We start from the raw sequence: 24,592 nt of genomic DNA, 5'->3' as shown, positions 1-24,592 counted from the left end.
AGGTGACCAATGAATGCCATGCAATTTTTAGTCGGGATCGTATTTGATCTATTTTTAATGGTCGTATTACTACGATTCTGGTTGCAGCTTGTCAAAGCGGACTTTTATAACCCGCTAAGCCAAGCGGTTGTTAAAGCAACCTCTTTTGCCGTGAACCCGCTGAGAAAAATCATTCCGGGTGTGGGCGGTTTAGATCTTGCCTCTTTGGTGCTGGCATTCATTATTGGCTTTGCCAAAATGACGACGCTGATGGCGTTATTCGGTGGTTACTTTGACGCGTTAGGTGCGCTGGTTGGTGGGGCAATTACAGTAGTAAAAGAAGCATTTAGTCTGGTGTTCTGGATCCTTATTATTCGCGCCATCTTAAGTTGGGTAGCGCAAGGCTACAATCCAGTTGCCGCAGTGTTTGAGCAATTAACTGAGCCGATGCTAAGACCTATTCGTAAAGTAATCCCACCGTTAGGCGGACTGGACTTATCTATTTTAGTCCTAATTATCGGTATGCAATTTTTGCAAATTCTAATGATGGATTTACTGAGATAGGAGCGCCCCAATGAAACCATTTATTATTGCGTTAATGATGCTGCTTGCACCAAGCGTGTTCGCTCAAGATGAGCAAGGCGGTCAATTTAAAGACTTAGGTCCTTGGGAAGTGCATTATATCGCCTTCCCGTCTACCTTTGTTCAGCCTACAATTGCAAAAGCGTATGGCTTAATTCGTAGCGGCAAAAAAGCAATTGTGAATATCTCGGTTTTGGCCGACAAGCCAGGAAAACCCGCAGTTAAGGCACGCGTTGCAGGTAGCGCCAAAAACTTACTTGGTAAAACCGTACAGCTAGAGTTTAAAGAAGTCGTAGAAGGTGAGGCGATATACTACCTCGCCCAATTAGATTACGACAATGAAGATATTTTTCGTTTCGACATTGAGATCAGTGAAGGTAAGCAAAGCCGCAAACTCACGTTCTCACAAAAGTTTTATGTAGAGTAGAGAAAATATGGCAAATAAAGTGGTACTTGCCACGGGCAACCAAGGTAAAGTCAAAGAGCTTAGCGCGATGCTAAACCAGTATGACATTGAGGTATTACCGCAAAGTGATTTCGACGTGCCTGAGGTTGCAGAAACCGGCACGACCTTTGTGGAAAACGCTATTATCAAGGCGCGTCATGCTGCTAAGATTTCTGGCTTACCTGCCATTGCCGATGACTCAGGGCTTGAGGTAGACGCCTTAAACGGCGCTCCTGGAGTATATTCCGCGCGTTATGCAGGCGCAAACGCCGATGACCAAAAAAATATTGATCACTTACTCGCAGCGCTTGGTGAACAAATTGAGCGCAGCGCCCGTTTTTGGTGTGTTTTAGTTTATATGCGCCACGCTGACGACCCAACGCCGATTATTTGTCAGGCAAGTTGGGAAGGTGAAATCACCACAACACAACAAGGCCGAGAAGGGTTTGGATACGATCCAATCTTTAAGGTACAAGGTTTAGACTGTACATCAGCAGAGCTAACCAAGGAAGAAAAAAACGCAATCAGCCATAGAGGACAGGCACTTAAACAACTCGTCAGTCACTTTCAAGGCCTCGCGTGAAACTACCTCCATTAAGTCTTTATGTGCACGTACCTTGGTGCGTGCAAAAGTGTCCTTACTGTGATTTCAACAGCCATGGTAAAAAAGGCGATATTCCTGAAACGGAATATATTCAACATTTACTCCACGATATCAAAGCCGATCTTCACTATGTTCAGGGCCGTAAACTCAGTAGTATTTTTATTGGCGGTGGCACCCCTAGCCTGCTTTCAGGTGAAGCGTACCACTATTTGCTCACTGAAATCGAGGCGCTAATTGGTTTTGAGGATGACATTGAAGTCACTTTAGAAGCAAATCCAGGTACAGTTGAAACAGATCGTTTTAAACATTATGTCGAGGCTGGCATCAATCGTATTTCGATAGGTGTGCAAAGCTTACAACAGGAAAAGCTCACTCAACTTGGTCGTATTCATGGCGAGCAAGAAGCGCTAAACGCAGCACAAGAAGCCCATCAAGCAGGGTTAAACAGCTTTAATCTTGATTTGATGCATGGTCTTCCCAATCAATCTGTTAGCGATGCCTTAAGTGATTTAGAAAAAGCCATTGCAATGGCACCGCCACACCTTTCTTGGTATCAATTAACCATTGAACCAAATACGCAGTTTGCCTCTAAGCCTCCGGTTTTACCTGAGGATGAAACACTGTGGGACATCCAAGAACAAGGTCAGGCACTACTTGCGGAGCACGGCTACCAGCAATATGAGATCTCAGGCTATGCCAAAGCGGGATTTCAATGCCGACATAACTTGAATTATTGGCAATTTGGCGATTACCTCGGGATCGGCTGTGGGGCGCATGGCAAAATCACTTTGCCTGAGCAGCAACAGATCCTAAGAACCGTAAAGGTAAAGCATCCTCGCGGCTATATGGATCTGAGTAAACCCTATTTATATGAGCAGTGGCATGTTGCAAGCGATGACAGGCCATTTGAGTTTTTTATGAATGTATTCCGTTTAAAAACTGCCGCATCAAAACAACAGTTTATTGACTACACTGGCCTTGAACTTAGCGCTATTGCGACGCAAATTGCTGAGGCCGTAGATAAGGGTTTGATTGAGGAAACCAATGATTCATGGCTAGTGACAAATAAAGGCCACCGATACCTCAATGATCTGCTAGAGTTATTTGTTTAATATAGAAATTATGCGGGTAATATTCACTGCAACCCGCATGAAAACCGCCATTCGGCAACATATAATAAAAGGGTATAAAATGCGTAAATTAACCATTTTAGCAGCAGCGGTAAGCGTCGCGCTTTTTGCTGGCTGTCAACAAACCACACACGCTCCAGCACCAGCTCAAAAAGCTGAACAACAAGTCGTAAAAAGTGAAGTTGAAAAGGCGAACGCACTTTTTGAAGCGTCGTTTACCCGTGGCGTAATGCGTAGCCCAGTTTACCAAACTTATATGGGTATCAAACAAGACTACGACAAGTGGGATGACGGCAGCGAAGCGCGCCAACTTGAAGATCTTGAGCTGGCGAAACAAGACTTAGCTGCGCTTAATGAAATTGATCGCAGTAAGCTAGATGCCAATACGCAAGTGAGCTACGACTTATTCAAGCAAGGTCTTGAAAACACCATTGCAGACTTTAAATGGCGTTACCATTCTTATCCGGTAAATCAGATGTATGGTACACACTCAATGGTGCCTGCATTTTTAATCAACCAGCATCAAATTACCGATGTGAAAGATGCCAAAGCCTATATCTCACGTTTAAACGGCGTACCGGCTGTATTTGACCAGCTCATCGTTGACTTAAAAGCGCGTGCAGATAAAGGTATTATTGCACCGAAATTCGTTTTCCCTCACGTCATTGAGTCAAGTGAAAATATCATCAAAGGTGCGCCATTTGCAGCAGGTGACGACTCAACATTACTGGCGGATTTCAAACGCAAAGTAGCAACTCTTGAAATCAGTGAAGACGAGAAATCGGCGCTGGTAAAAGAAGCAACAGACGCGCTAACAACAGCAGTGAAACCTGCTTATAACAAGCTGATTGGTTACCTACATAAACTTGAGAAAAAAGCAGACAAGCGTGACGGTGCATGGAAATTCCCTAATGGCGAGAAATTTTATAATAACGCTCTAGCCCGCACGACAACCACAGCACTAAGCGCCGAAGAAATTCACGAAATCGGTTTATCTGAAGTGGCACGTATTCATGACGAAATGCGAGCAATCAAAGAAAAAGTGGGCTTCAAAGGCGATTTAAAAGCCTTTATGGAGTTTATGAGAACCGACAAGCAGTTCTACCTTCCAAATACAGAAGCGGGTAAGGCACAATATTTGGCCGAAGCGAAAGCGATGATCGATAATATGAAGTCACGCTTGGATGAGTTGTTTATCGTTAAGCCAAAAGCAGACATGATAGTAAAACGCGTAGAGGCATTCCGCGAAAAATCAGCCGGTAAAGCTTTCTACCAGCAACCCGCACCTGACGGCTCACGTCCAGGTGTTTACTATGCAAACCTTTACGATATGGAAGCCATGCCGACTTACCAAATGGAAGCCTTGGCTTATCATGAAGGTATTCCTGGTCACCACATGCAGATCGCGATTGCTCAAGAGCTAGAAGATATGCCTAAATTCCGTAAGTTTGGTGGCTACACTGCATACATCGAAGGTTGGGGCTTATATTCTGAGCTTGTACCAAAAGAAATGGGTTTATACGAAGACCCCTATTCAGATTTTGGTCGCTTAGCGATGGAATTATGGCGTGCGTGCCGCTTAGTGGTAGATACGGGGATCCACACAATGAAGTGGACACGTCAAGAAGGTATTGATTACTACGTAAACAACACACCCAACGCTAAGTCAGACGCTGTGAAGATGGTAGAGCGCCATATTGTTATGCCTTCACAGGCGACAGCATACAAAGTGGGGATGTTGAAGATCCTAGAACTTCGCGAAGCCGCTAAAAAAGAGCTGGGTGATAAGTTTGATATTCGTGAGTTCCACGACGTCGTACTGAAAAATGGCCCGGTTCCACTAAACGTGCTTGAATCATTTGTTAATGAGTGGGTAGCGAGCAAAAAAGGCTAACTCCTACTATCAATATACTTAATGAAAACCAGCATGCTCAATCATGCTGGTTTTTTATTTCACTTGCATAAGCTGTATCTAGAGAAGCAAATTGGTCTCAGAAATAATGGCCGCTAGAGAGCGAGTTGTTATTCCGCCCTCAGGTTACTCTTCTGTAAAATTAAATTCTGTTCCGGTTAAAATAATATGCAAGCAGGCACCGCCATGCGCTGGGCTTTGCATTTTGATTTCACCCTTCAGCTTCTGCGTTACTAAGTTATACACAATGCTCAAGCCCAGTCCTGTACCACCCGAAAAACGCTTTGAAGTAACAAAAGGTTCAAAAATGGCAGGTAATAGCTCTTTATCTATTCCCGCGCCGTCATCTTTAAAATAAAAATGGATATAGTCATTAATTAACACGGTAGATACCACAATATTGAGCTTTTGCCCGTCAATCTTGGCATGCTTGATACAATTATTAATACTGTAACCAACAACTTGACTAAACACGGATGGGTAACTGTTCAACACTAAATTGTCTGGGATTTCGAGCTCAATGGCATACTCATCATGGTTTAACTCTGATTGGTAGCAATCAAAGACATTTTTAACCAAATGCTTAAGGTTGAAAGAGCTTTTTTCTTCAAACTCTCGATTCACGGCCACTAGCTTAAAGTCATCAACCAGCGAAGCTGTACGATGCAGATTATTTTCTAATAAATATAACGCTGCTTCTGCCTCAGTAATTAGTGTCGTCAAGGTTTGACGCTGTAACTTACCAAGTTCAAGTTGCGATTTTAGTGTCGCGACTTGCTCTTTTAAATGTGATTGGCTGGTAATAGCAACACCAAGCGGCGTATTTAACTCATGAGCAAAGCCACTTACCATATTTCCTAAGCTCGCCATTTTGGCTTCTTCGATTAAGCGTTGCTGTGCTGCGCTTAGGCGCGCAAGCAAAGTTTCAATAAATGCTAATAGGTCATCGAGTTGATGAGCAATTTGTGCAATCTCATCATTACCGTCAATATTCACCCTTAAGCTGAAGTCTTCAAGCTTAGCGACTTTTACGAGTACTTTATTAATAGCCAGTATATGCCGTGTGACTTTACTATTTTGATAGTTTAGTAAGATAAGCACAGCAATATTCATCAGTACAATTAAAATAAGACCATATAAAATGATACTTTCTTTACGTTCTTGTGTTACGGCTTGGGTACGGATTGATACCAGTTCAAACTGGCTTCTTAATTTTTGCTTCTCGGTGAATAGCTCCGCACGTACGCCTTCACCATCGTGCAAACCTAGCTTTCTCAAAATAGTAACATAGCTTGCAAAACCCGCTTCATAGCGTTTAAGCAAGTTGCTTATCTCTTCACTAAGCGCACTATCTTTGATTAGTTGCTCAGCATACATAACGAGTTGCTCATGCTGCTGCAGATAACTTAAGTCAGCTCTTAATAAAAAGTCTTTTTCTCGACGCCTTAATTCCAATATGGCAATTTCCAACTGAGGTATAGCCTTACCTGAAATTCGATCCTGCAAGGCATGGGCGCTACGTCTAAACTCCCCATAAATACCTGCATTTTCGTCATAGCCGAGCTGCTCATGCAAACGAATAAGTTCATCCAATTTACCAAAGTAGGCTTTTGACAGTTCATCGAGTTGTAATAGCAAAGGCAACAAGGCCGCTTCATTGGCCATAGAGTTAAGTAAGTTACTAAAGCTATCTTGATAGCTGTACTTTAATTGTGGGATGGCAGAAACATCATCTTTTTGCGCCCTAATAAGAATATGCTCTTCTTGATCCATAGTTCGTTGTAGAGCGGTTTGCAGCTGAGTAAGTTGTGCGGTAAGGCGGGCACTACGACTCACTTCGTAATACAAAAACCAGCTGACAAAAATGATCACAATCGCAGAAGTCAATGCGGCGATTTTGAAAAATAGAACTGACTGCTTTAGCTGCACGGCACATTCTCACTTAATTGATACTCTGTAAGCTTAGTATAGTTCTAATGGGTTTCCTGATTTGTTTCCAAAATCTCACTTTCTCTTTGTTGTCGTGGTGATAGGTTTTTATCGTAATACATGCTGTGATCGGCTCGCGCCATGAGACCTGAGACACTATCTTGGTTTGCTGTAGGAAAAGCGTAACCAATACTCACCGATATTTGAATAATGTGTCTATCAACTTGTAGCGGTTGCTTTTCAACCTGTTCCTTAATATTTTTTATAATTGAGTTAACCAAAGCGTCCTCTGATACTCTGTGCAAAATAATAACAAACTCGTCCCCCCCTAAACGTGCGATAAAATCGTACACTCGCACTGAGTTCATCAAAATTGACGAGACATGGAGTAACAGTTTATCTCCCACTTCATGACCAAACTTATCATTAACTTGCTTAAAATTATTTAGATCTAAGTTAAGCAGTACAAATGACGGTTGCTCTGAACGACCAAGTAGCGTGTTGAGTTGCCTAATCGCATAGCGACGGTTGGGTAACTTAGTTAAATCATCTTGCAGCGAGGCTGTATGTGCTAAGTGATACGCTCGATAGAGTACTAATAACGAGAGAAACAATATCGATGCAACAGCCGTAACCAAAATCTGTGCTTGTTGCCTTGCCTTTGCATAAGTGCTCTCATCAATTTGATAATCAGCCGCAAGCTGCCATTCACCAGACGGTAAATTGATTGGAATGACTAAATCTGGTGTTCCAAACAAGGTGGCACTGCCATAAAAGACATCCCCCTTTTCACCTAGCCCATCTCGACCTCGGATCGCTACATTAGCGCTGTCCAACTCGTTAATACCGCTGTACTCAAGCAGTTTCTGATAGTCTAGAACCACACTAATGGCACCCCAGTAGTTTTCGTTCCTCGGATAATCTGAAAACACAGGAAACCTCGCTATCAAAGCTTCACCGCCCTGCACTAGCTGTAATGGACCCGCGATAAATACCTTTTGAGAGGTTCTGGCAATTTCAACGGTGCGAAATTGTTCAGGGTTAGTGCGAAAGTCAAAACCGATAGCCGCTCGATTCCCTTCTGCTGGATGGACATGACTAATGATATTATTTGGTGCAAGACCAACATGACGAATAAGTGTCGATTTTTCAACGGCTTTAGCAACCACATGAGACCAATGCTCAATTGTAAAGTCAGGATCGATAGTAACAAAGGTCGCTAAACTCTCAGCCAGATAGGTGTCCATAAATATGGCGTTTTCAACTTTGGCGCGGACGAGTGAAATGTTAGACCTAACAGTTTCTATTCTTTCACTTACTTCCTGAACCACAATAGAATGAGAAATAAGCTTTACCGCGTAGAAAGTCAAACTCCAGAACACGATGATAAACAACGATAACAGCACTATGGTTTGCTTTTCTACGGTTACCTTCATTGCCTCTCTTGCCAGCTAGAGTTTGAACACACAGTCTTACAATAAACCAGATTGGTTACAAAAGCATAGGCAAAAACTCAAAAATCGCTAATTTTACGTCAAGTCCATAAAAAGGGGTGCCTTGCTGGGCTACACTAAAACCTCATGTTCGCGCAGTTCACTTTGTGCTACTTTGACAGCTAATATGCCTAGCGCTTAGTTGGGTTCATGACTACTAATGTACGGCAAGCTGAGAAGTTCATTGCATGAATGTCAAAAATGAACTTGCTCAACACTCACGCTACCCTATCTAGAAATTAGAGACATCGGGCCCGCTATTAAACTATATATTCCCCAGTGTAGTAATTTAGTCCGCGCCGCTGGATGTGCTAATAACCTTAGTGCATGTCGATAACTGTGGTGTTTGATGTTTCTTTTTGCTAAATCACACAAGTGTGCACCAATGTATTTTTCTGCCATTTTTGCAGAATGATCAGCTACCTTACCAATATGGATATCTGTAAACAGTCTTTCAGCAAAAGGACAAATTGTGCTTGGTGGCGCTTTATCACAAGCACTATCAGTAACCCCAATATAGTAAAAGCTTTCTATTGCAGGGGTATATACGATTGTTGAGTTTAACGCTACTTGAACATACAAACTTTGGTCTTCACCCATCCACTCCCCCTCAGGAAAGCCGTCTAAACTAGTGAAGATACGCTTATCTAGAACAATACTTGATGCGGTAAAAGGCAAATCACCGTTTGCAGCAATTTCAAAATAATTATTCATTATATAACCTTCTGGCTCCCAGCAGGTTAGCGCTATCTTTGCATCAATGTATTTCTGCTTATCTAACACTTTTTGATAACGAGTCGCATAAAGACCACCTTCGGGGAAGCGCTGGATCAACTGGCTAACCTTGGTTAAGAAAAATGGCGACCACTCATCGTCTGCATCTAGAAACGCAACATAGTCACTTTTAGCGTGTTTAACACCATTGTTTCTTGCGCTAGACACCCCTTGATTAGCTTGTTGAATGACACGTAAATTCTCTAAATTCAGTGCGTTCACCTTGTCCACACTGTCATCTGTAGACCCATCATCAACAACGATTATCTCAGCTGCTTGAAACTTTTGGGATACTACGCTCTTAAGCGCACGCTCAATGCAGTCACTTTTGTTATATAGCGGAATAATTACGGAGAACTGTACTTTGCTCATGAGTTTCACTCCAGTTAGAAATTGATAAAGAAACGGCTTGTTGAAGAGGTAGCTTAGGTTGGGTGAAACCATACCTTAACCCGTTGGTAATGCGGTTATGAACATCGGCAACACTAAAATTGTCAGCATCAAAGCGATTATCAGTACTCGTTGCAGTTTCAAGGCACCACTGAGCACACTTATTGTGATACTCGAGACTAAGATAAGGAGTCTCCATCATGTAGGCATAAATAAGTGCGTGCAAACGCATTCCAACAATGGCCTTAAACATCGACATGCATTTCAACATTGCAAAGGGGTTGGCGACATAACTGATCCGCTGTACTTCAACCCAACTGGGCAATGCGGAAACAATTTTGTCATGTACGAGCTTATCGCTAATAAGTGGCTGATCGTTAAGCTCGATTAGATAAACTTTCTCTTTCGTACTCTCCCAAATTGCTGTAATTAGCTTTGCAGCTTTTTCAACTCTTTGCTCCTCAGCATGTGTATTGACCTCACCAAAAGGATTAATCACTTTGGGGCAAAAGTTAAAAGCAATACCTTGTCTGGCCACTGGACTGAATTTGCCGCTAAAGTGATGTAGCAATGAGGGAGCAAGGTCAAACGTTTGTCTGATGTTAGCTTGGGGCGCTAAAGCTGTTGCGATCTCAAAGCTTTGCTTATCTCTGACTGTAATTAGCCCGCACTCATTTAATAACTTTTTACATTGCTTTTCAGCGCGAATATCACGAAACCCCTCTATGCCAACACCCAAAGCCATCGAGTTTCTCGCTCCAGCTAAAGCAAGCATATGGCGCTTTTGCGCAATGTCTCGACTACTATGGAGCACTGAACCACCGCCAAATATAACTGCTTTTGATTGCAACGCACGCTGATAATGTTTGATACGCTGATGCCCACGAAACTGACTTAAGGTTTGCCCGGTACAGCCAAGCTCTTTCAAAATTGGGTTTTCGATGGGAGCATTTACTGCAACATTTGTACTACCTAAAAACGTCTTGGCGCCCAAAATAGTCGCTTGCATGAGTGCATCATCGCCACTGTTCCTCATGCCGTAATAACCAACCAAGTATGCGTCAAAGTGATTAATCATATTGTGTAGCTTCCACTTAAATAAAAAGATGTGTTTACTACAGCAGTTAACATGCCAAAGTTTAAGTTATTGATTTAAAACAAATATTATTTTATCACTTCAACTTATTCGCAGATTGCATCGCATATTAAAATGAAAACTGGGTGCTTTTCAGAGCAACCCAGTTTAACTTTAACGTTTTTGCTGATATATGTAGTGAGGTAAGTAGAGCCGTTGTTTTACACCAGCCGACACATTAAGTAGCCACGATTCTGACAAGTTAGAGTCAAGAGAGTCTCGGCGACAACAAGGAAAAATTTTTGCTACTTGCTTGTTCTAAGAAAGAAACTTGTAGCAGCGCTGTCGCGAGTCTTACTCCCTCTAAACAATTACATATCAAAGTGGATTGATATTAATAAGCCCCTCTAGCGCCCAAAACACAAGGGACTGTTTTGAGAATAATTTTAATATCTTGCGAAAGGCTCTGGTTTTCTATGTAAAGCTTGTCTAACATAACTTGTTGTTGAAATGTCGTGTCAGCGCGCCCAGTTACTTGCCATAAACCAGTTAGTCCTTGTTCACAGTTCAATCGTCCAAGCTCATTTACCTGATAAGCATTCACCTCTTTCTCAAGGGCTGGCCGAGGTCCGATCAAAAGCATATCACCACAAACAACATTGAAAAGCTGAGGTAACTCATCAATTGAATATTTGCGAATAAAGCGTCCCACAATCGTGATCCTAGGATCATTACGAAACTTAGCGCATACGCCTTCTCTGTTACTTTCACTTGGGTCTGGCGCACTGAATTTAGGATCATCGGCAGTGTACATAGAGCGAAATTTATACATTGTAAAACGGCGCCCTAATTTTCCAACTCTAACCTGTTTATAAACACAAGGTCCTTTACTTTCGATCTTAATAAGCATCATTACCAACAGTAATAGAGGAGATATAATAAGGAGACCAACACCAGCGAGAAGCCTTTGAAGCATAACAGGGAGTCCATGATGACGACCGTCAGGGTTATCACTTGAAGGTGTTGCTGCAAATGTCATGTTACTAGATAATTTTTTAGTAGTGTTCATGATTAAAGCCCTCTCAATGCTTGATTAAGAATGTAAACTCGGAATAAAAAGGTAGGGTTACCGATAACGTAGCGATGGAACTTAGTTTTGGGTTCTTGTATCAAACGCCAAACCCACTCCAGACCTATTTCACGCATCCAAAGTGGTGCTCTTGGCACGTTACCCGAGAAAAAATCGAAAAGCCCACCAACAGCTAACGCACAATTGGCATTTATTTTATGTTTGTTTTGGTCAATCCAGAGCTCTTGTCGTGGTGATCCTAATGCAACTAGCACAATGTCAGCTTGACTCTCATTAATTTGCTTAATTACCGCGTCGTCATCACTAAAATAACCATGATGTGCCCCCGCCACTTTTAGTTTGGGATAGGACTGCATCAAGAGTTTCGCTGCTTTGTTTGCAACGCCAGGCTTAGCACCTAATAGAAATAGCGACTGCCCAGATTTCTCCATCTGCTCACAAAGGATAGGTAACATATCAGTGCCGTTGCAGTTGTCAGCGAGTTGAACACCAACCTTTTTCACCGCTAAACGCATGCCTGAACCATCAATGAAATTCCGGTTACTTTTTCTTAGTACAGAAAATAATGCATCATCATCGGCGGCAAGATTGATAGAGTTTGCGTTAATAAAATAAGCGCTTCGACAGACCTGTAAATTCGAAGCGCTAAGCACCCAAGTTACAGCCTCTTCCATCTGGCAGTTACTAAACTGAATACCAAAAACTGAGCGAGCATCGCACTGCTTTGCTTTACTCGAATAAAATAAACGGCAGAAGAAAATTCTTACAACCATGGTCAGATCAGCTTGCCACCCTTGCTGTGCTTGCTTTTGAAGCAGTGATTTTGGGTCTTCCACCTTTAAGCCTGTTAGGCTATGAAGTTGAAGGTAGTCAAATAACCCTGGTTGAGGAAATGGCGATTTGAAGTTGTCGATTTTTGGTATAGATATGTTATCTCGCACCAGTGGATTTCCAACGAAACCAATCTCTCCTTTTAAAACATTGAACAACACTGCGCTATCAACAAAAAAACCTTTTTTCCACTGGTATAACTCGACTCTACATCCACTGATATCAATCCAAGATTTTTTCTCTATCGGAGCCTTCAGCAGCAGTATTGAAAGTAAAAAATTTACGCTGTAGATTGGCAGTAATAAAATCAAAAAAATAGCCGCGATAAGTAGCGATGTATATCTTGATACTGCTGCATTTGATATTTTCTGCTCAAAATTTGACTCTCTCATAAATCACCTCGACTCCAGTTTCCTTACCTAGCTTTTGCTACTACCGTGCCAAAAATGCAAATCATTGTTTTAGTTGAAAATATGAGAATAAAATGAAGTTAACAGTCGCAAAATGCAAAGTAAATTCCGAATTAGAAAATGAATTTAGAAAAGATTAAAAATAAAAAAAGACCTAAAGGTCTCATGAAAAAACTTTATATTCTGAAATTACTCTGTTAAACAATATTGGGATTCGCTCTTGTACCTTTTTCAATTTTTTAGCCATCTCAGACTTTTTATTTAAATTACAACGCAGCATTAATTTTGAAAATTTAAAAACAATTCGATGAAAGAGGATATCGAGGAAAGAACTTTTCATTGGGCCATAATTAAAATGTCTTATATAATCTTCACACTGTTCACTTCTTGTGTTATTCCACTTTTCATTAATAACTTCTAACCCATCACAGCCTTTTGCAAAGTGAATTACATGGCCGTTTTCTCCCCAGCCCACGGTATCTATGTCTGAAACAGGTTCATGGATTGCGTTGATGATTTGATCTAGCCACGCAATAGACTCAGAACATGATTTCATTAACATCACCCCGGAGTTTAGCTTGCCACTATATCCATTCGCCATAAACAAAAATTTATCTGGCTTTACCAGGCTTATAAGCTCAGGACAAGCATTTTGAATGTAGGCGTCGGCGTCAACAAACAAAACATATTGGTACCCGCCCATCAATGCTGCGCGTAATAAGTACAACTTGAGCCAACAACATTCAGCACCAAGATTTGTCACCCACGGTTTTTCAACTACGATATATTCGTACCCCATTTTTTCTGCATATCTGCGCTGACTTTCAAGGTGACGGCGATATCTAATTTGGTACCCGTTCAGCGCTATGCTGAATATAAGTGTATTATTTTTGCTTGTCATAAAGCCTCCTGTTTATTGCTTTATTGTAAAATGCAGTGCAAATACCGCTCCAGCAATTAAGCCTTAGCAACACCAAGCTAAAATAAAAACTATAACCATATGATTTTTATTAAAAACAAAAGTTCGCACTCCTCCTCACTCACAAAGTTTCTTTTCTTTAGAGCGATAAACTGAGCGCTTTAACCACTTATTTTAAATATATCATCAATCTGCAAGTCAGACTGCACTGCAAAATGCAAAAAACGTCGGCTCCTTCCCCAAGATAAATTATAAACCAATGATAAATAATGATTTATAAAGTTGGCATAGAAACTGACTAAAGTATTTCAACCGAACTTCAGCCCTTGGAGGCAACCATGAAAAACATTTCAAAGTTAACATGCTCATTTTTTGCGCTAAGCGCCATAGTCTCTAACGCATTGGCAGTTGAAAAGCTGGGTTCAAACTATGTTTGGCAATTCAACTCTGGCCAACCTTGGCCTCTGGGTTACAATCAAGCGACAGGAAAACCTGACCAACTAACATACGCCAGAGGGGAATATACGCCTGAATTTTTTAAACGGATCGCAAACGCTCTACCAGAAAGTCGAGTGAACGAAGCGTTTATAACCGGAGATCAAGGCTCAACAATACACTTGACTGAGGATGCAGAGGTCTTCATCACATTTATCCATGAGGGTGCGGGTTATAAAAACTCTTTTGGTTACTTTACGTTCGATCCCGAAAACCCTCCTCAAACACCAGAAGAAGTGCAAGAGAAGATTGTTTTTCCAAATTTGAGCTACCCCCACTTAACTAACGGGCATCGTGTGAGCATTGGAGAGTTCCCAGCTGGAACTAGTATCGGCTTCTTTATTGCAGCTAATGGATTTTGGTACTACACAGGGGTTAAGCCCTTCAAAGTTCCCTATTACTACTCATTGTCTCATCTCAATCCAGAATCTGATGAATCACTCAAACAGCACTGTGTATTACTCCACGACGAAGAGCAAAATGAAGTGGTGATCGGATTTGAAGACTTACCACGAACTTGGGGAGATAATGATTTCAACGATGCCCTGTTCAGCGTTAAAAGTTCACCAGAAACCGCCATTTCAGCCTCAAATTTAAACACAATGCCTGAATCAGATGATAGCGATGCTGATGGCGTACCCGACGACCAGGACGAGTTTCCAAATGATCATACCCGGGTGAGCAGTCAATACTTCCCTTCACAAGATGGGGTAGCAACCTTTGCTTTTGAAGACAACTGGCCTTATCGCGGTGACCATGATCTCAACGATTTAGTAGTAAAGCAGCGGATCAGAATTACGTTCGACAACAATAACCAAGTCAGCGGTTTTGTTTTAAATGGTTTTATCACGGCACGAGGTGCGGCAAATAATAACGGCTTTGGCCTCAGAATTATGGATAGCGAACCTGGCTTGATTGGTGATGCGAGTATCAAAATCAACGACAAAAGCTATGAAAAGCAGGCTGAAGAATATCAAACCAATGCCGTAATCACGCTATGGCGTAACACCCAAGCGTTTACCACAACAGGCCAAGCAGGTAGTTGTTCACATTTCAACACAGTGACGAACTGCGACTATTTCGCCCCGGTGCCTTTTACTCTAGATGTCAAGTTTGAGTACAGCATTCCAACTTTGACAGTGGCGGACTTTGACTTTTTCCTTTTCCGCACATGGGACCGCTCTCTTGAGGTGCACATGGCGGATTACCCACCAACGGATCTGTTCGATGACAGTCGACTTGGTAAAAAAGATGATACATCGGATGCACAGAATGGCCGTTATTTCAGGACTGCAGATAACCTCTCTTGGGCACTAATGATAGGTGAAGATTGGAATTATCCAAGAGAGTATATCGACGTCGTATGGGCTTATCCTGATTATGAAAAGTGGGTAGAAAGTAACGGTGAAGAAGCGCAAGACTGGTATCTCACCAATGAAAGAACAACGCATACATACAGCGAACAATAACCGGAGGCAATTATGAATACATATAATCAATATTCAATATTAATCACATTACTGAGCGTAGCCTTGTTGGGATGTGGCCAAAGTGAGCGTGAAGCCGACACAAACGAAATGACCAAACATACCTCAAAGGTGGTAACTAACAGCTTTGAACCTGATCCAGTACTACTTAGTTCAACGGCCGCGACATCAAAGCAGTTACATGTCAAACCTGAGTTTACCTTTAAGACGAGTAGTATTGTTAAGCTTGACCTAAGCGGAAATGATGTGTTCGGAGCTTCGTTAGCATCAAAAGCCGTGAAGGTCTATGCATTAAAAGACCAAATAAGCCAGTACAACGAACAAGCCAACACGCAAAAGTCACTACTCGCGACGACTCGGTTCGATACTTCAGGGCAATTAGGGCTAGACTTAGATATCCCATCGCACTTTAAAACCCTACTGATCAGTGTTGACGGGATGTTAGAAGAAAACCATTTAATAGTGCCGATTGAAACCGGGGTCAATGTAACCCATCAGTTTAACTAACCTGAGGTTTGGATAAGGAATTAATTATCGGAAGCTCAGGCCCAATAGCACTTTGCAACTCTACTCTTATTGGTTTCCCCCACAGCTATCTATAATCCTATAGGTAGCTTTTTTCAATTTCAGCTTAGCAAATCAAAATAAAGTACAAATAAACAGCACTTACTTTTGATTTGCTGGGCTTAGAGCTGCTATATATAAGTTATGGGAAATTTAAGGTCGTAAAGGAAAAATGGAAACATTGCATAATGTGACTCTACTATTTGTCGATGATGAACCTCTCATTCTCCGCTCTTTAGTTCGAGCACTGAAAAATGAGCCCTATCACGTTCTCACTGCGAATAGCGGTGAGGAAGGTCTTGAGCTGCTAAAAGAGCATCCTATAGATGTGGTTATCTCAGATAAAATGATGCCCAATATGTCAGGGATCGAGTTTCTCGGAGAAGTCGCCGAGCAGTATCCCGATACACTGCGGATCATGCTGACTGCCTTCACAGACTTAGAGGGCTTAATTCATGCAATCAATCAGGGAAAAGTTTGGGGTTATTTGCAAAAGCCATTTGAAATAGACAGCATCAAATTAACCATAGAACAGGCGCTGCAAACTAAGATGCTAATCGCCGAAAGAAACATGTTGCGCTCAAGTTTAGCGCGCTATAAAAATGAGTACCGAGCTAAGTTTTATCGCTTTGTCGGGGATTCAGTCGCAATGCAAACTGTCTATAGAGCGATAGAAAAAGCAGGCCCTAGCAGAGCAAATGTATTTATCACAGGCTCAAGTGGTACTGGCAAAGAGTTGGCAGCAGAGGCAATCCATAATTCCAGCGAGCGGAGCAGTAAACCTTTTATTTGTTTGAATTGTGCCGCTATACCGAAAGATCTGATGGAGTCAGAAATCTTTGGTCATATCAAGGGAGCTTTTTCAGGGGCGATAGCAAATCGAGAAGGCGCAGCGTCCGAAGCCGATGGTGGCACTTTATTTCTAGACGAGTTAGGCGAGATGGATATTGCCCTACAAGCCAAAATTTTAAGGTTTGTTCAAACTGGTACTTTTCAAAAAGTCGGAAGTGCAAAAACGGAAAAAGTGGACGTTAGGTTTGTGTGCGCCACCAACCGAGATCCGCATCAAGCGATTGCTGATAATTACCTGCGTGAGGATTTATTCTATCGGTTAAATGTTATCTCTATTGATATGCCCCCCTTACATGATAGAGGTAGAGATGTACTGTTGTTGGCTAAGCATTTTTTACAACAGTTTAGTGAGCTAGAAAATAAAATTTTTGTCGGGTTTTCCGATAGCGCAGAACAGCTTATTCTACAATTTGATTGGCCAGGCAATGTGCGCCAACTCGAAAACTTTATACATAGTATTGTCGTGATGTCTGACGGTCCATTGATTGATTATGATGTTATTCAGGCCCACCTACCCTCTGATTTATCAATTCCAGTAAAACCTAAAGGTGAAGAGCAGCCTAAACAGGTCACAAAAGCTCCTCAAGACCAACTGACTCACATAAAGCAACGAGATGATAAAAAAGTTGCACCACTGGCTGAGGTAGAGCGTGTTGCCATAGAGCAGGCATTGCTCGTATGTGATGACAATGTAGTAAAAGCAGCGAGTCTACTGGAAGTCAGCCCTTCCACCTTATATAGAAAGATCCAACAATGGTCAGAAGCGACTTCATAGCGCTAATTCTGTATATGTAAAATGAATTGCACTTTGCAAAATATCGAATTTGCAAAGTGCAATTTGCTCTCCAGCAGGCTTTATCACGCTTAGGAAAAAATAAAAAAGCCATAAAAATCATAACCATAAATAAAAACATTATTTAGCCTCTGTTTGGCATGCTTCTTGGAACTGTATAAATATCATTTCTAAAGGCTGACAGTTATGAGCAACCAAACAAGTACATCAACCATACTCGTATCCAACACCTCGTATTTGGTTGGTGCTGAAATCGTTGCTAAAGGTTCTCGGCTTTTTAGTATTATGGCAATGGCGGTTTATTTCACCCCCACTGAGTATGGTGCAGTGATGTTAGCGCTAACCATTCATGAGGTACTTCGTTTACTTCTTAGGTCTGGCGCTGGCGTTCAGATCATTCGCGCTTCCGATGAAGCACTACCTTTATTCCTAGGAAATGGCTTGTTAATACAGTGGCTAATTTGCAGCTTCCTGTGCCTTATTCAAATCGTAATAGGATGGAGTGCGCAATGGGTCTTTCCGGAGCACGACATTTTTGCTTTGGTTGCCTTAATGGCACTCACCTATCTTGCTTTTCCAGCAGTAAGCACACGTGTTTTTCTTTTGCAACGTAGTAACAGAATGGGCTTATTCAGCTTGATAAGTAGCATTTGCATTATCGTCGAAAACATTACTATCGCGATCGCACTGTACTTTGATGCGCATATGATGGCTATTGTTATAGCCAAATGGTGTTTTGCCCTACTGTGGTTTATTTGTTTTTCTCTGGTACCAAGCGTCTCGCACAAATTGAGTTATCACAAAGATACGTTTTGTTTGTTACTTAAGTCTTCATCACAACTCGCTATCAGTGAGATTTTGCGGTCATTGAGAATAAATATGGATACCTTTATCGCTGCACGGCTATTAACACCAGAGCTATTTGGGATCTACAGCTTTGCAAAGAGCGCAGGGATCGGACTGGCTATGTCTATAAGTCAAGCATACACCAGTGCACTGTACCCAATAATATGTCGCCGCACACTGAAAAATAGTAACAGCCACAAGATTATTTTTATTACAACATTTGCAGTGTCGTCCATATTCATGCTTCAAGCATTAGCTGTACCTGTATATGTACCAATTTTATTTTCATCACAATGGCAAAGTAGTTTTGATACCACATCGTTACTGTGTCTTGTTGCTGTAAGCTCAGTATGGGTCGATACCTACACCACATTTTTAAGAAGCGAAGCACAATACAAACGAGATTGCCACTGTTGTGGATACTCACTATTCGTGTCACTACTTAGTATTGCGATTGTCATGCCCAATTCACCCACTCAACTTGCTGCAACCTTGTTAACTGGCAGTGTAGTTTGGTTACTATTTCCTTTAGCTGATATCACATCAAGATATCTACAGCCTAACCCAGCTTAAAACCTTACCGGAGATTTCTATGAAAAGTTCAAAAAAGAAAGCATGCCCAAAAGTAAGCGTTATCATTCCTATGTTCAATGTTGAAAAGTACATTGACGAGTGTATTTGCTCTGTTTTAAATCAGACATTCAAGAACTTTGAGGTTATTTGCGTCGATGATGGCTGTACTGACAATACGTTAAACTACTTAAAAGACTACAAAGACTCGCGTATTCAGATAGTACGCCAACAAAACAGAGGCTTATCAGGCGCTAGAAATACAGGTATAAGGGTTGCAAAGGGAAAATACATCGCCTTTCTTGATGCTGACGATTTTTGGGATCATAGAAAGCTTGAAAAGCACGTACGTCATTTAGATCGAGACTTCGATCTTGGTGTCAGTTACTCTTCTTCTTTATTCGTTGACGAGCAAAGTGCCCTTTTAGGCATTGGTCAGTTTCCCTCGCTAAAAAATATTAGTGCCAAAACGATATTGTGCAGAAACCCCATTGGAAATGGCTCTGCACCAGTCATTCGTAAGGATGTATTAGAGCAAATCGCATTCAATGACGGCACTAAAAGTTGGCGTCAGTATTTCGATGAGAGCTTAAAGCAGTCGGAAGATATCGAGACATGGCTACGAATTGCACTCAACACACAGTGGAAATTTGAGGGAATTAAAGAGCCGCTGACTTTCTATCGAGTAAATGCGTCTGGATTATCAGCTAATCTAACTAAGCAATTTGCTAGTTGGCAATATGCGATTGAAAAAAATAGTCAAAAGCACCCTTCATTCTTTAAAAAATTTGGTTCATTAGCCCAAGCCTATCAGTTGAGATATTTGAGTCGAAGAGCATTACAATCAAGAAACAAGGTTCAGGCATTGAAGTTAATCCACCAAGCCCTATGGACCAACTGGAGAATACTTTCTGAAGAACCGAGCAGAACAGTATTAACTTGGTGTTGCTCACTGTTATGTATTTTACCAAACACGTTGTACTCTGCTATCGAACGACTAACTATGCGCGCTATAGGTCTACTTCAAAAACGCACGACAGCTTAACCTCCACGACTCTATGGCCAGCGTCGCTGGCCTTTTTCATTTTGCAATGCAAATCTCTAAATTCCGCATATAGTTACTAATATAGATCTCAAGTTAAGCACAATAGTGTGAATATCAACTTGAACTTCAAGCAGCATGATTGGAGCATTAGTTAAATACAGATTGATATACAACCTACTGATTTATATTGATTTAAAATCACGTGCTTGCATAGCTTAATATAGTTTTCATTACCTATACTCTTTCTTATGGTGTGTAAAAAAACAACTTGGCCTGACTAATGCAGTCTAGTAAGTGACCGAATCCACAAGGAGCCCACTATGAAACATGTATATAAACCAGCATGGCTTAGAGTTTTAATTACATCCGTCATGGGTGGGGCATTGTTAGGATGTGCAAATAACGCTGCATTGATAGAGCTAGAAGATGAGGACATGCAATTTTATGGCTATCCCAATGCTTCTGGCAAGGCAATCAAACACCAAAAGGCCAGCTCAGTGTTTGCGACCAACATTGACTGTACAGATCTACAACAATTCGCAGCCCCAGCAAACTTCCGAGTAGATAAACCATTGACTTTGCAGGGACCACAACAAACGGTAGGCGCAGTAACAACTTCATTCTCATTACACTCTTTGCCACTTAGCCCTGGAGATTTAATTGAATTACATATGGAGTACGGTGAGGGCTTCAATGGCCGCTACGTACTTGACACCACAGGCTCTATTTTTCTACCCGTTGCAGGGGCGATAAAAGCTTCGGGTTTAACTAGCAACCAACTTGCGCAAAAGTTAGAGCTAGCATTGACTAAGGCCAAAATATTCAAAGCCTACACTATTGATGTAAGTGTCAAAGTGCTTAATTGGGCTGCGATAGAGGTACCTGTTTCTGGCGCTGTTTTTCAACCAGGACGAGTCACCATCAATTCAGCGCTACCCGAGCAAGTAATGGAAGAGCGGATAGATGCGTCAGGCGACTACTCAAATCAGCGTCTATTATCGGAAGCTATAAGAGCCGCTGCAGGCATACGACCCGACGCAAAACTGGATCAAGTTATTCTGATCAGACAAGGTTGGCAAATCGAAGCTGATCTCAGCGGAATTCTCACCGGACAGCCTGTTACGGATTACGCATTAATGGCAGGCGACCAAGTGATAGTGCCTAGTACAGGCTGTTTCCAACCTCATTTAGTAAGACCTTCGCAAATAACGCCAAAGGGCTTTAGGGTTTTTATGTCTAATCTAATCGACTCAGCTATGAGTAACTCAAATGCTGCGATCGGGCGATTTTCTAGCAACTTACCCTATGGCACACGTCTTCTACAAGCCGCTATTTCCGCTAACTGCGTAGGTGGCAAGGCGTACACCAATGCACCTCGACGCGTTGCTTTGGTCAGTAACAATCCAATTACTGGCCAGACACAAGTTATAGAGCGCTCCGTTGAACAGTTAATGAGAATGCCCTATCGGGATCTGATCAATCCCTACGTCATGCCTAACGATGCTATTGCCTGTTATGACTCTGACATCACAAACCTGAGAGATATCGCAGGCACCTTACTGGACTTAGTCGCTCCATTTTCGGCGCTAAATTAGGAGGGTTTGTGATGGGTAATTATGTACAAACAACAACCTCGTATAGTCGCTTTAGAGCTATGGTTTACCGAACTCTTCATCGACCTTACCTAGCAACTTGTTTAATAAGCTACTGTGTGATCGCATTAATGGTGGTTTTCTATTTGCAACTGCCTCCAAAGTACAGCAGCGATTTTGATATGGTGTTGCCAGGAACTGGCGCCAACAGCAATGTTTCATTGGATGACGTTGGTCAAGTCGTATCATCAACTAGCGCGCCATTTGGGAAAGGTTATAACCCAAGAGTAAACTACAAAGAAATGTTAATGAGCAGAAATTTACTTGAAAGTGCAGCTACTGCTTTAGAACTAGATATTAAAACTTTTGGTCGTCCAAAAGTAAGACTGACCGAGCAAACTTCTATTCTCAATGTCGAGATCAGCGCCAGCTCAGCTAAACTCGCAGAGCAAAAAGCGTGGGCACTATTTAATGCGCTCCAAAACCAGCTCGAGTTTTTAAGGGCGGATGAAGTCGCACGTAGAGATGACAGCATAAAAGCAGTGCTCGATCAGTATCGCGAGCGCCTAAACATCGCCAGAAACAATATCACCGATTTCCAGCAACGCTCTTTGTTGGTATCCACAGATCAACTAACTCAACACATAGCTACACTTGCTAATTTAAAAGAGCAAATTGTAATGATGAACGCTGAAATTGGCCGCTCAGAATATTATGTATCTCAACTTAGTGTTGACCTTGGTGTTTCACCCTCAATGGCAGGACAAGCATTTGCGCTGCAATCTGATGGCGAGTTTCGGGCCTACTTATCCGAGCTAACTGAATCCTCAGCGCAACTGAGTGAGTATCGCTCTCGATGGGACGAAGGACATCCAAAAGTAAAAGCTGAGCTCGCAAGATTCGAACAATCAAAGCAAGCCTTACGGATCCGCTCTGAAGGTTTAGTTGGACCTCATGCAGCTCATGCTTTTCAGACAATGGACTTAGAAAGTAATCCTAACCGTGCGCAGCTATTCGCAGATTTAATTGGTGCATTTGCTGCAAAAAAAGGCATTGAAGCAAAGCAAGCGGATTTAAAAAATTCAGTACAGATACTTAGTGAGAAAATAAAAGTTTATGCCAGAGAAGCTGCGGAGCTTGATCGTCTAGAGCGAGAATTTGACTTAGCGGAAGCAGTATTCACATCAGCAGCTGCGCGTTTAGAAGCAAGTAAAGCCGATGTATTTGCTTCTTACCCTGTCATCCAGTTAATGACGCCACCATCAGTATCTATCAATGCCAGTAGCCCCAAAAAAAGCTTAGCAATAGCTGCAGCTTTAGCCGCGATGATCTTCTTAACAATGGGTATGCTAATGGTCAACAAGCGCAGAGAAATCGTGTCGGCTATTCTACAAAAACCGGAATAGCTCACGCTTCCCCCAATAACAACAAAAGGAGCTTCCGATGTTATTGAAAACGGCTCTACCGGGTAAGAGCAAGCACTTCATCAGCACGGAAGAAATGCTTGTTTGGGCAGGACTGGTACTTACTTATCCAATGTTCTTGCTAGGCATGTTATACGTTATGGGATCTGTTATCGGGTGGATAATTATTTTAGTTATTATCTTGCGTATGTACGTACAAACAAATCGAAAACATCCTCCTGTAGCCCCCCTAGTATGGATTTGGGTATGCGCTATGGCAGTAATGCTAATCGCTTTGCTTATCGCCCACAGTGAGTGGTCATTAGGTTTATCACAAACAATAAAATCCTCCATAGGGTGGATGAAAGGCTGGGCTCTTCTCGCTATTTTTCCTTTAATCGCCAACTTAGCGAAGATCCGTAAAGAGGTGGTCATTCGCGGTGTTTGTATTGTTGCTATTCACACATTTATTTTCGCCATCGTTTCTATCGCTTTCTATATAGTGAAGCTACCGGGAGATATTTTTCTCTCTCCATTGAAAGTGATCGGTGGCCCTGGTGAAAGTTTTTTTATGGTGAGTTTTTATGGTATTAACCCGGAAACAGGAGCTGGACGGTGGCGTTTTTTCACCCCCTGGGCTCCCGCAGCTGGCTTTATGGCATGTATTTATTTGGTTTTTTGCTTACAGGAAAAAAACACCAAAATACGCCGGTGGGCGATTGCTGGATGTTGGGCAATGCTTCTGCTTTCACAATCTAGAGCAGGTATGGCGATTTTCATAATGCTTTTTCCACTTGTTATTTTTAGTGATAAATTAAAGGAGCCTTGGATTCTGATTTGCCTCGGAGTAATTGTTCCGACTGCGTTATTGTTGGGAGAACCAATTTATAATGCAGTCATGGACTCCTATGAAGCCGTAAAACAACAAAGACCAGGTTCTACGCGCGTTAGGCAAGCTCTCGCTAATATTGCCGTTCAACGCTGGCAGATGGAAGCTCCCATCTGGGGACATGGGATCGTCGAACGAGGGCCCAAAATGGTTGAGTTTATGCCTATAGGATCTCACCATAGCTGGTATGGCTTACTATTTGTTAAAGGGATTGTCGGGGCGCTTGCGCTTGCGATTCCAATGATCATTTCCGCACTTTATTTTTTATGGCATGCACAAACTTCAAAGACTTCTCAAATCGCTTTTTGCCTGCTAACCGTATTCATCTGCTACAGTTTTTTCGAAAATTTAGAAATTCTTTCTTATTTATTCTGGCCAGCTCTACTATGGTTTGGCTTTGCGTTTTCTGAGAAAGATAAATCCAATTCGTCGAGATAAATCTCGACCTACAATTCGAGGCATAAAAAAGCCATTGCTAAAAAGCAAGGGTTAT

At 42.0% G+C, this 24,592-nt stretch carries 20 protein-coding genes; 13 read left to right on the top strand and 7 right to left on the bottom strand.

The features are described from left to right. The first annotated feature begins 9 nt into the window (after positions 1-9). The 5 genes from CWC03_RS14135 to CWC03_RS14115 all read left to right on the top strand — a co-directional run bounded on the left by CWC03_RS14135 (position 10) and on the right by CWC03_RS14115 (position 4,634). A complete protein-coding gene (locus CWC03_RS14135; RefSeq protein ID WP_138582433.1) occupies positions 10-543 on the top strand; it encodes a YggT family protein in 534 nt (177 codons plus the stop codon). 10 nt (positions 544-553) lie between these two features. Next, entirely contained in the window at positions 554-988 is a 435-nt protein-coding gene (locus CWC03_RS14130) for a DUF4426 domain-containing protein (RefSeq protein ID WP_138582432.1), read from the top strand. 7 nt (positions 989-995) lie between these two features. Beyond that, positions 996-1,589, top strand: coding sequence for an XTP/dITP diphosphatase (locus CWC03_RS14125; protein WP_138522110.1), 594 nt, complete (start codon positions 996-998; stop codon positions 1,587-1,589). Next, the gene (hemW, locus tag CWC03_RS14120) at positions 1,586-2,722 is read left to right on the top strand and encodes a radical SAM family heme chaperone HemW (RefSeq protein WP_138582431.1); all 1,137 of its coding nucleotides are present in this window, start codon (positions 1,586-1,588) and stop codon (positions 2,720-2,722) included. The genes CWC03_RS14125 and hemW overlap by 4 nt, the downstream gene beginning before the upstream one ends. Positions 2,723-2,801: 79 nt before the next feature. Beyond that, a complete protein-coding gene (locus CWC03_RS14115) occupies positions 2,802-4,634 on the top strand; it encodes a DUF885 domain-containing protein (protein ID WP_138582430.1) in 1,833 nt (610 codons plus the stop codon). A gap of 144 nt (positions 4,635-4,778) precedes the next feature. Here CWC03_RS14115 and CWC03_RS14110 read toward each other — a convergent pair whose 3' ends face one another. The 7 genes from CWC03_RS14110 to CWC03_RS14080 form a co-directional block, all read right to left on the bottom strand. Next, positions 4,779-6,581, bottom strand: coding sequence for a sensor histidine kinase (locus tag CWC03_RS14110; protein ID WP_138582429.1), 1,803 nt, complete (start codon positions 6,579-6,581; stop codon positions 4,779-4,781). 44 nt (positions 6,582-6,625) lie between these two features. Then, the gene (locus CWC03_RS14105) at positions 6,626-8,017 is read right to left on the bottom strand and encodes a diguanylate cyclase domain-containing protein (protein WP_138582428.1); all 1,392 of its coding nucleotides are present in this window, start codon (positions 8,015-8,017) and stop codon (positions 6,626-6,628) included. 285 nt (positions 8,018-8,302) lie between these two features. After that, on the bottom strand, positions 8,303-9,220 hold the full coding sequence (locus tag CWC03_RS14100) for a glycosyltransferase family 2 protein (protein ID WP_171040264.1): 918 nt from the start codon (positions 9,218-9,220) through the stop codon (positions 8,303-8,305). Beyond that, a complete protein-coding gene (locus CWC03_RS14095) occupies positions 9,180-10,316 on the bottom strand; it encodes a polysaccharide pyruvyl transferase family protein (protein ID WP_138582426.1) in 1,137 nt (378 codons plus the stop codon). Before CWC03_RS14095 ends, CWC03_RS14100 begins: the two co-directional genes overlap by 41 nt. A 391-nt stretch (positions 10,317-10,707) precedes the next feature. Further along, positions 10,708-11,382: a sugar transferase gene (locus CWC03_RS14090; protein WP_138582425.1), complete on the bottom strand. Its 675-nt coding sequence runs from the start codon at positions 11,380-11,382 to the stop codon at positions 10,708-10,710. Between the two features lie 2 nt (positions 11,383-11,384). Next, positions 11,385-12,626, bottom strand: a complete 1,242-nt coding sequence (locus CWC03_RS14085) for a WecB/TagA/CpsF family glycosyltransferase (protein WP_138582424.1) — start codon at positions 12,624-12,626, stop codon at positions 11,385-11,387. Between the two features lie 181 nt (positions 12,627-12,807). After that, positions 12,808-13,545, bottom strand: coding sequence for a hypothetical protein (locus CWC03_RS14080; RefSeq protein WP_138582423.1), 738 nt, complete (start codon positions 13,543-13,545; stop codon positions 12,808-12,810). Positions 13,546-13,901: 356 nt separating this feature from the next. Here CWC03_RS14080 and CWC03_RS14075 point away from each other — a divergent pair, with 356 nt between their 5' ends. The 8 genes from CWC03_RS14075 (at position 13,902) to CWC03_RS14040 (ending at position 24,537) form a co-directional block, all read left to right on the top strand. Continuing rightward, on the top strand, positions 13,902-15,527 hold the full coding sequence (locus CWC03_RS14075; protein WP_138582422.1) for an LruC domain-containing protein: 1,626 nt from the start codon (positions 13,902-13,904) through the stop codon (positions 15,525-15,527). Between the two features lie 12 nt (positions 15,528-15,539). After that, positions 15,540-16,052 (top strand): hypothetical protein, encoded by a 513-nt coding sequence (locus CWC03_RS14070; protein ID WP_138582421.1) that lies wholly within the window; start codon positions 15,540-15,542, stop codon positions 16,050-16,052. Between the two features lie 229 nt (positions 16,053-16,281). Then, positions 16,282-17,736: a sigma-54-dependent transcriptional regulator gene (locus CWC03_RS14065; protein WP_138582420.1), complete on the top strand. Its 1,455-nt coding sequence runs from the start codon at positions 16,282-16,284 to the stop codon at positions 17,734-17,736. Positions 17,737-17,940: 204 nt separating this feature from the next. Further along, positions 17,941-19,173, top strand: a complete 1,233-nt coding sequence (locus CWC03_RS14060; protein ID WP_138582419.1) for an oligosaccharide flippase family protein — start codon at positions 17,941-17,943, stop codon at positions 19,171-19,173. A gap of 19 nt (positions 19,174-19,192) precedes the next feature. Further along, on the top strand, positions 19,193-20,215 hold the full coding sequence (locus CWC03_RS14055) for a glycosyltransferase family 2 protein (protein WP_138582418.1): 1,023 nt from the start codon (positions 19,193-19,195) through the stop codon (positions 20,213-20,215). Between the two features lie 320 nt (positions 20,216-20,535). Further along, entirely contained in the window at positions 20,536-21,810 is a 1,275-nt protein-coding gene (locus CWC03_RS14050; protein WP_212748154.1) for a polysaccharide biosynthesis/export family protein, read from the top strand. An 11-nt stretch (positions 21,811-21,821) separates the two neighbouring features. Then, on the top strand, positions 21,822-23,213 hold the full coding sequence (locus CWC03_RS14045; protein WP_138582417.1) for a GumC family protein: 1,392 nt from the start codon (positions 21,822-21,824) through the stop codon (positions 23,211-23,213). A gap of 37 nt (positions 23,214-23,250) precedes the next feature. Next, a complete protein-coding gene (locus CWC03_RS14040) occupies positions 23,251-24,537 on the top strand; it encodes an O-antigen ligase family protein (protein ID WP_138582416.1) in 1,287 nt (428 codons plus the stop codon). Positions 24,538-24,592 lie beyond the last annotated feature (55 nt).

Source organism: Pseudoalteromonas sp. S2755 (genome assembly GCF_005886535.1).
GTDB lineage: Bacteria > Pseudomonadota > Gammaproteobacteria > Enterobacterales > Alteromonadaceae > Pseudoalteromonas.
Note: the sequence above shows the minus strand (reverse complement) of the source record. Positions and strands in the feature narration are given on the sequence as shown.

What these genes read in the sequence shown, in the direction of transcription:
- CWC03_RS14080 (WP_138582423.1), bottom strand. Translation starts at nt 13,545, where the DNA reads ATGACAAGCAAAAATAATACACTTATATTCAGCATAGCGCTGAACGGG.
- CWC03_RS14065 (WP_138582420.1), top strand. Translation starts at nt 16,282, where the DNA reads ATGGAAACATTGCATAATGTGACTCTACTATTTGTCGATGATGAACCT.
- CWC03_RS14105 (WP_138582428.1), bottom strand. Translation starts at nt 8,017, where the DNA reads ATGAAGGTAACCGTAGAAAAGCAAACCATAGTGCTGTTATCGTTGTTT.
- CWC03_RS14040 (WP_138582416.1), top strand. Translation starts at nt 23,251, where the DNA reads ATGTTATTGAAAACGGCTCTACCGGGTAAGAGCAAGCACTTCATCAGC.
- CWC03_RS14130 (WP_138582432.1), top strand. Translation starts at nt 554, where the DNA reads ATGAAACCATTTATTATTGCGTTAATGATGCTGCTTGCACCAAGCGTG.
- CWC03_RS14085 (WP_138582424.1), bottom strand. Translation starts at nt 12,626, where the DNA reads ATGAGAGAGTCAAATTTTGAGCAGAAAATATCAAATGCAGCAGTATCA.
- CWC03_RS14055 (WP_138582418.1), top strand. Translation starts at nt 19,193, where the DNA reads ATGAAAAGTTCAAAAAAGAAAGCATGCCCAAAAGTAAGCGTTATCATT.
- CWC03_RS14095 (WP_138582426.1), bottom strand. Translation starts at nt 10,316, where the DNA reads ATGATTAATCACTTTGACGCATACTTGGTTGGTTATTACGGCATGAGG.
- CWC03_RS14060 (WP_138582419.1), top strand. Translation starts at nt 17,941, where the DNA reads ATGAGCAACCAAACAAGTACATCAACCATACTCGTATCCAACACCTCG.
- CWC03_RS14125 (WP_138522110.1), top strand. Translation starts at nt 996, where the DNA reads ATGGCAAATAAAGTGGTACTTGCCACGGGCAACCAAGGTAAAGTCAAA.
- CWC03_RS14090 (WP_138582425.1), bottom strand. Translation starts at nt 11,382, where the DNA reads ATGAACACTACTAAAAAATTATCTAGTAACATGACATTTGCAGCAACA.
- CWC03_RS14075 (WP_138582422.1), top strand. Translation starts at nt 13,902, where the DNA reads ATGAAAAACATTTCAAAGTTAACATGCTCATTTTTTGCGCTAAGCGCC.
- CWC03_RS14115 (WP_138582430.1), top strand. Translation starts at nt 2,802, where the DNA reads ATGCGTAAATTAACCATTTTAGCAGCAGCGGTAAGCGTCGCGCTTTTT.
- CWC03_RS14100 (WP_171040264.1), bottom strand. Translation starts at nt 9,220, where the DNA reads ATGAGCAAAGTACAGTTCTCCGTAATTATTCCGCTATATAACAAAAGT.
- CWC03_RS14045 (WP_138582417.1), top strand. Translation starts at nt 21,822, where the DNA reads ATGGGTAATTATGTACAAACAACAACCTCGTATAGTCGCTTTAGAGCT.
- CWC03_RS14050 (WP_212748154.1), top strand. Translation starts at nt 20,536, where the DNA reads ATGAAACATGTATATAAACCAGCATGGCTTAGAGTTTTAATTACATCC.
- CWC03_RS14070 (WP_138582421.1), top strand. Translation starts at nt 15,540, where the DNA reads ATGAATACATATAATCAATATTCAATATTAATCACATTACTGAGCGTA.
- CWC03_RS14135 (WP_138582433.1), top strand. Translation starts at nt 10, where the DNA reads ATGAATGCCATGCAATTTTTAGTCGGGATCGTATTTGATCTATTTTTA.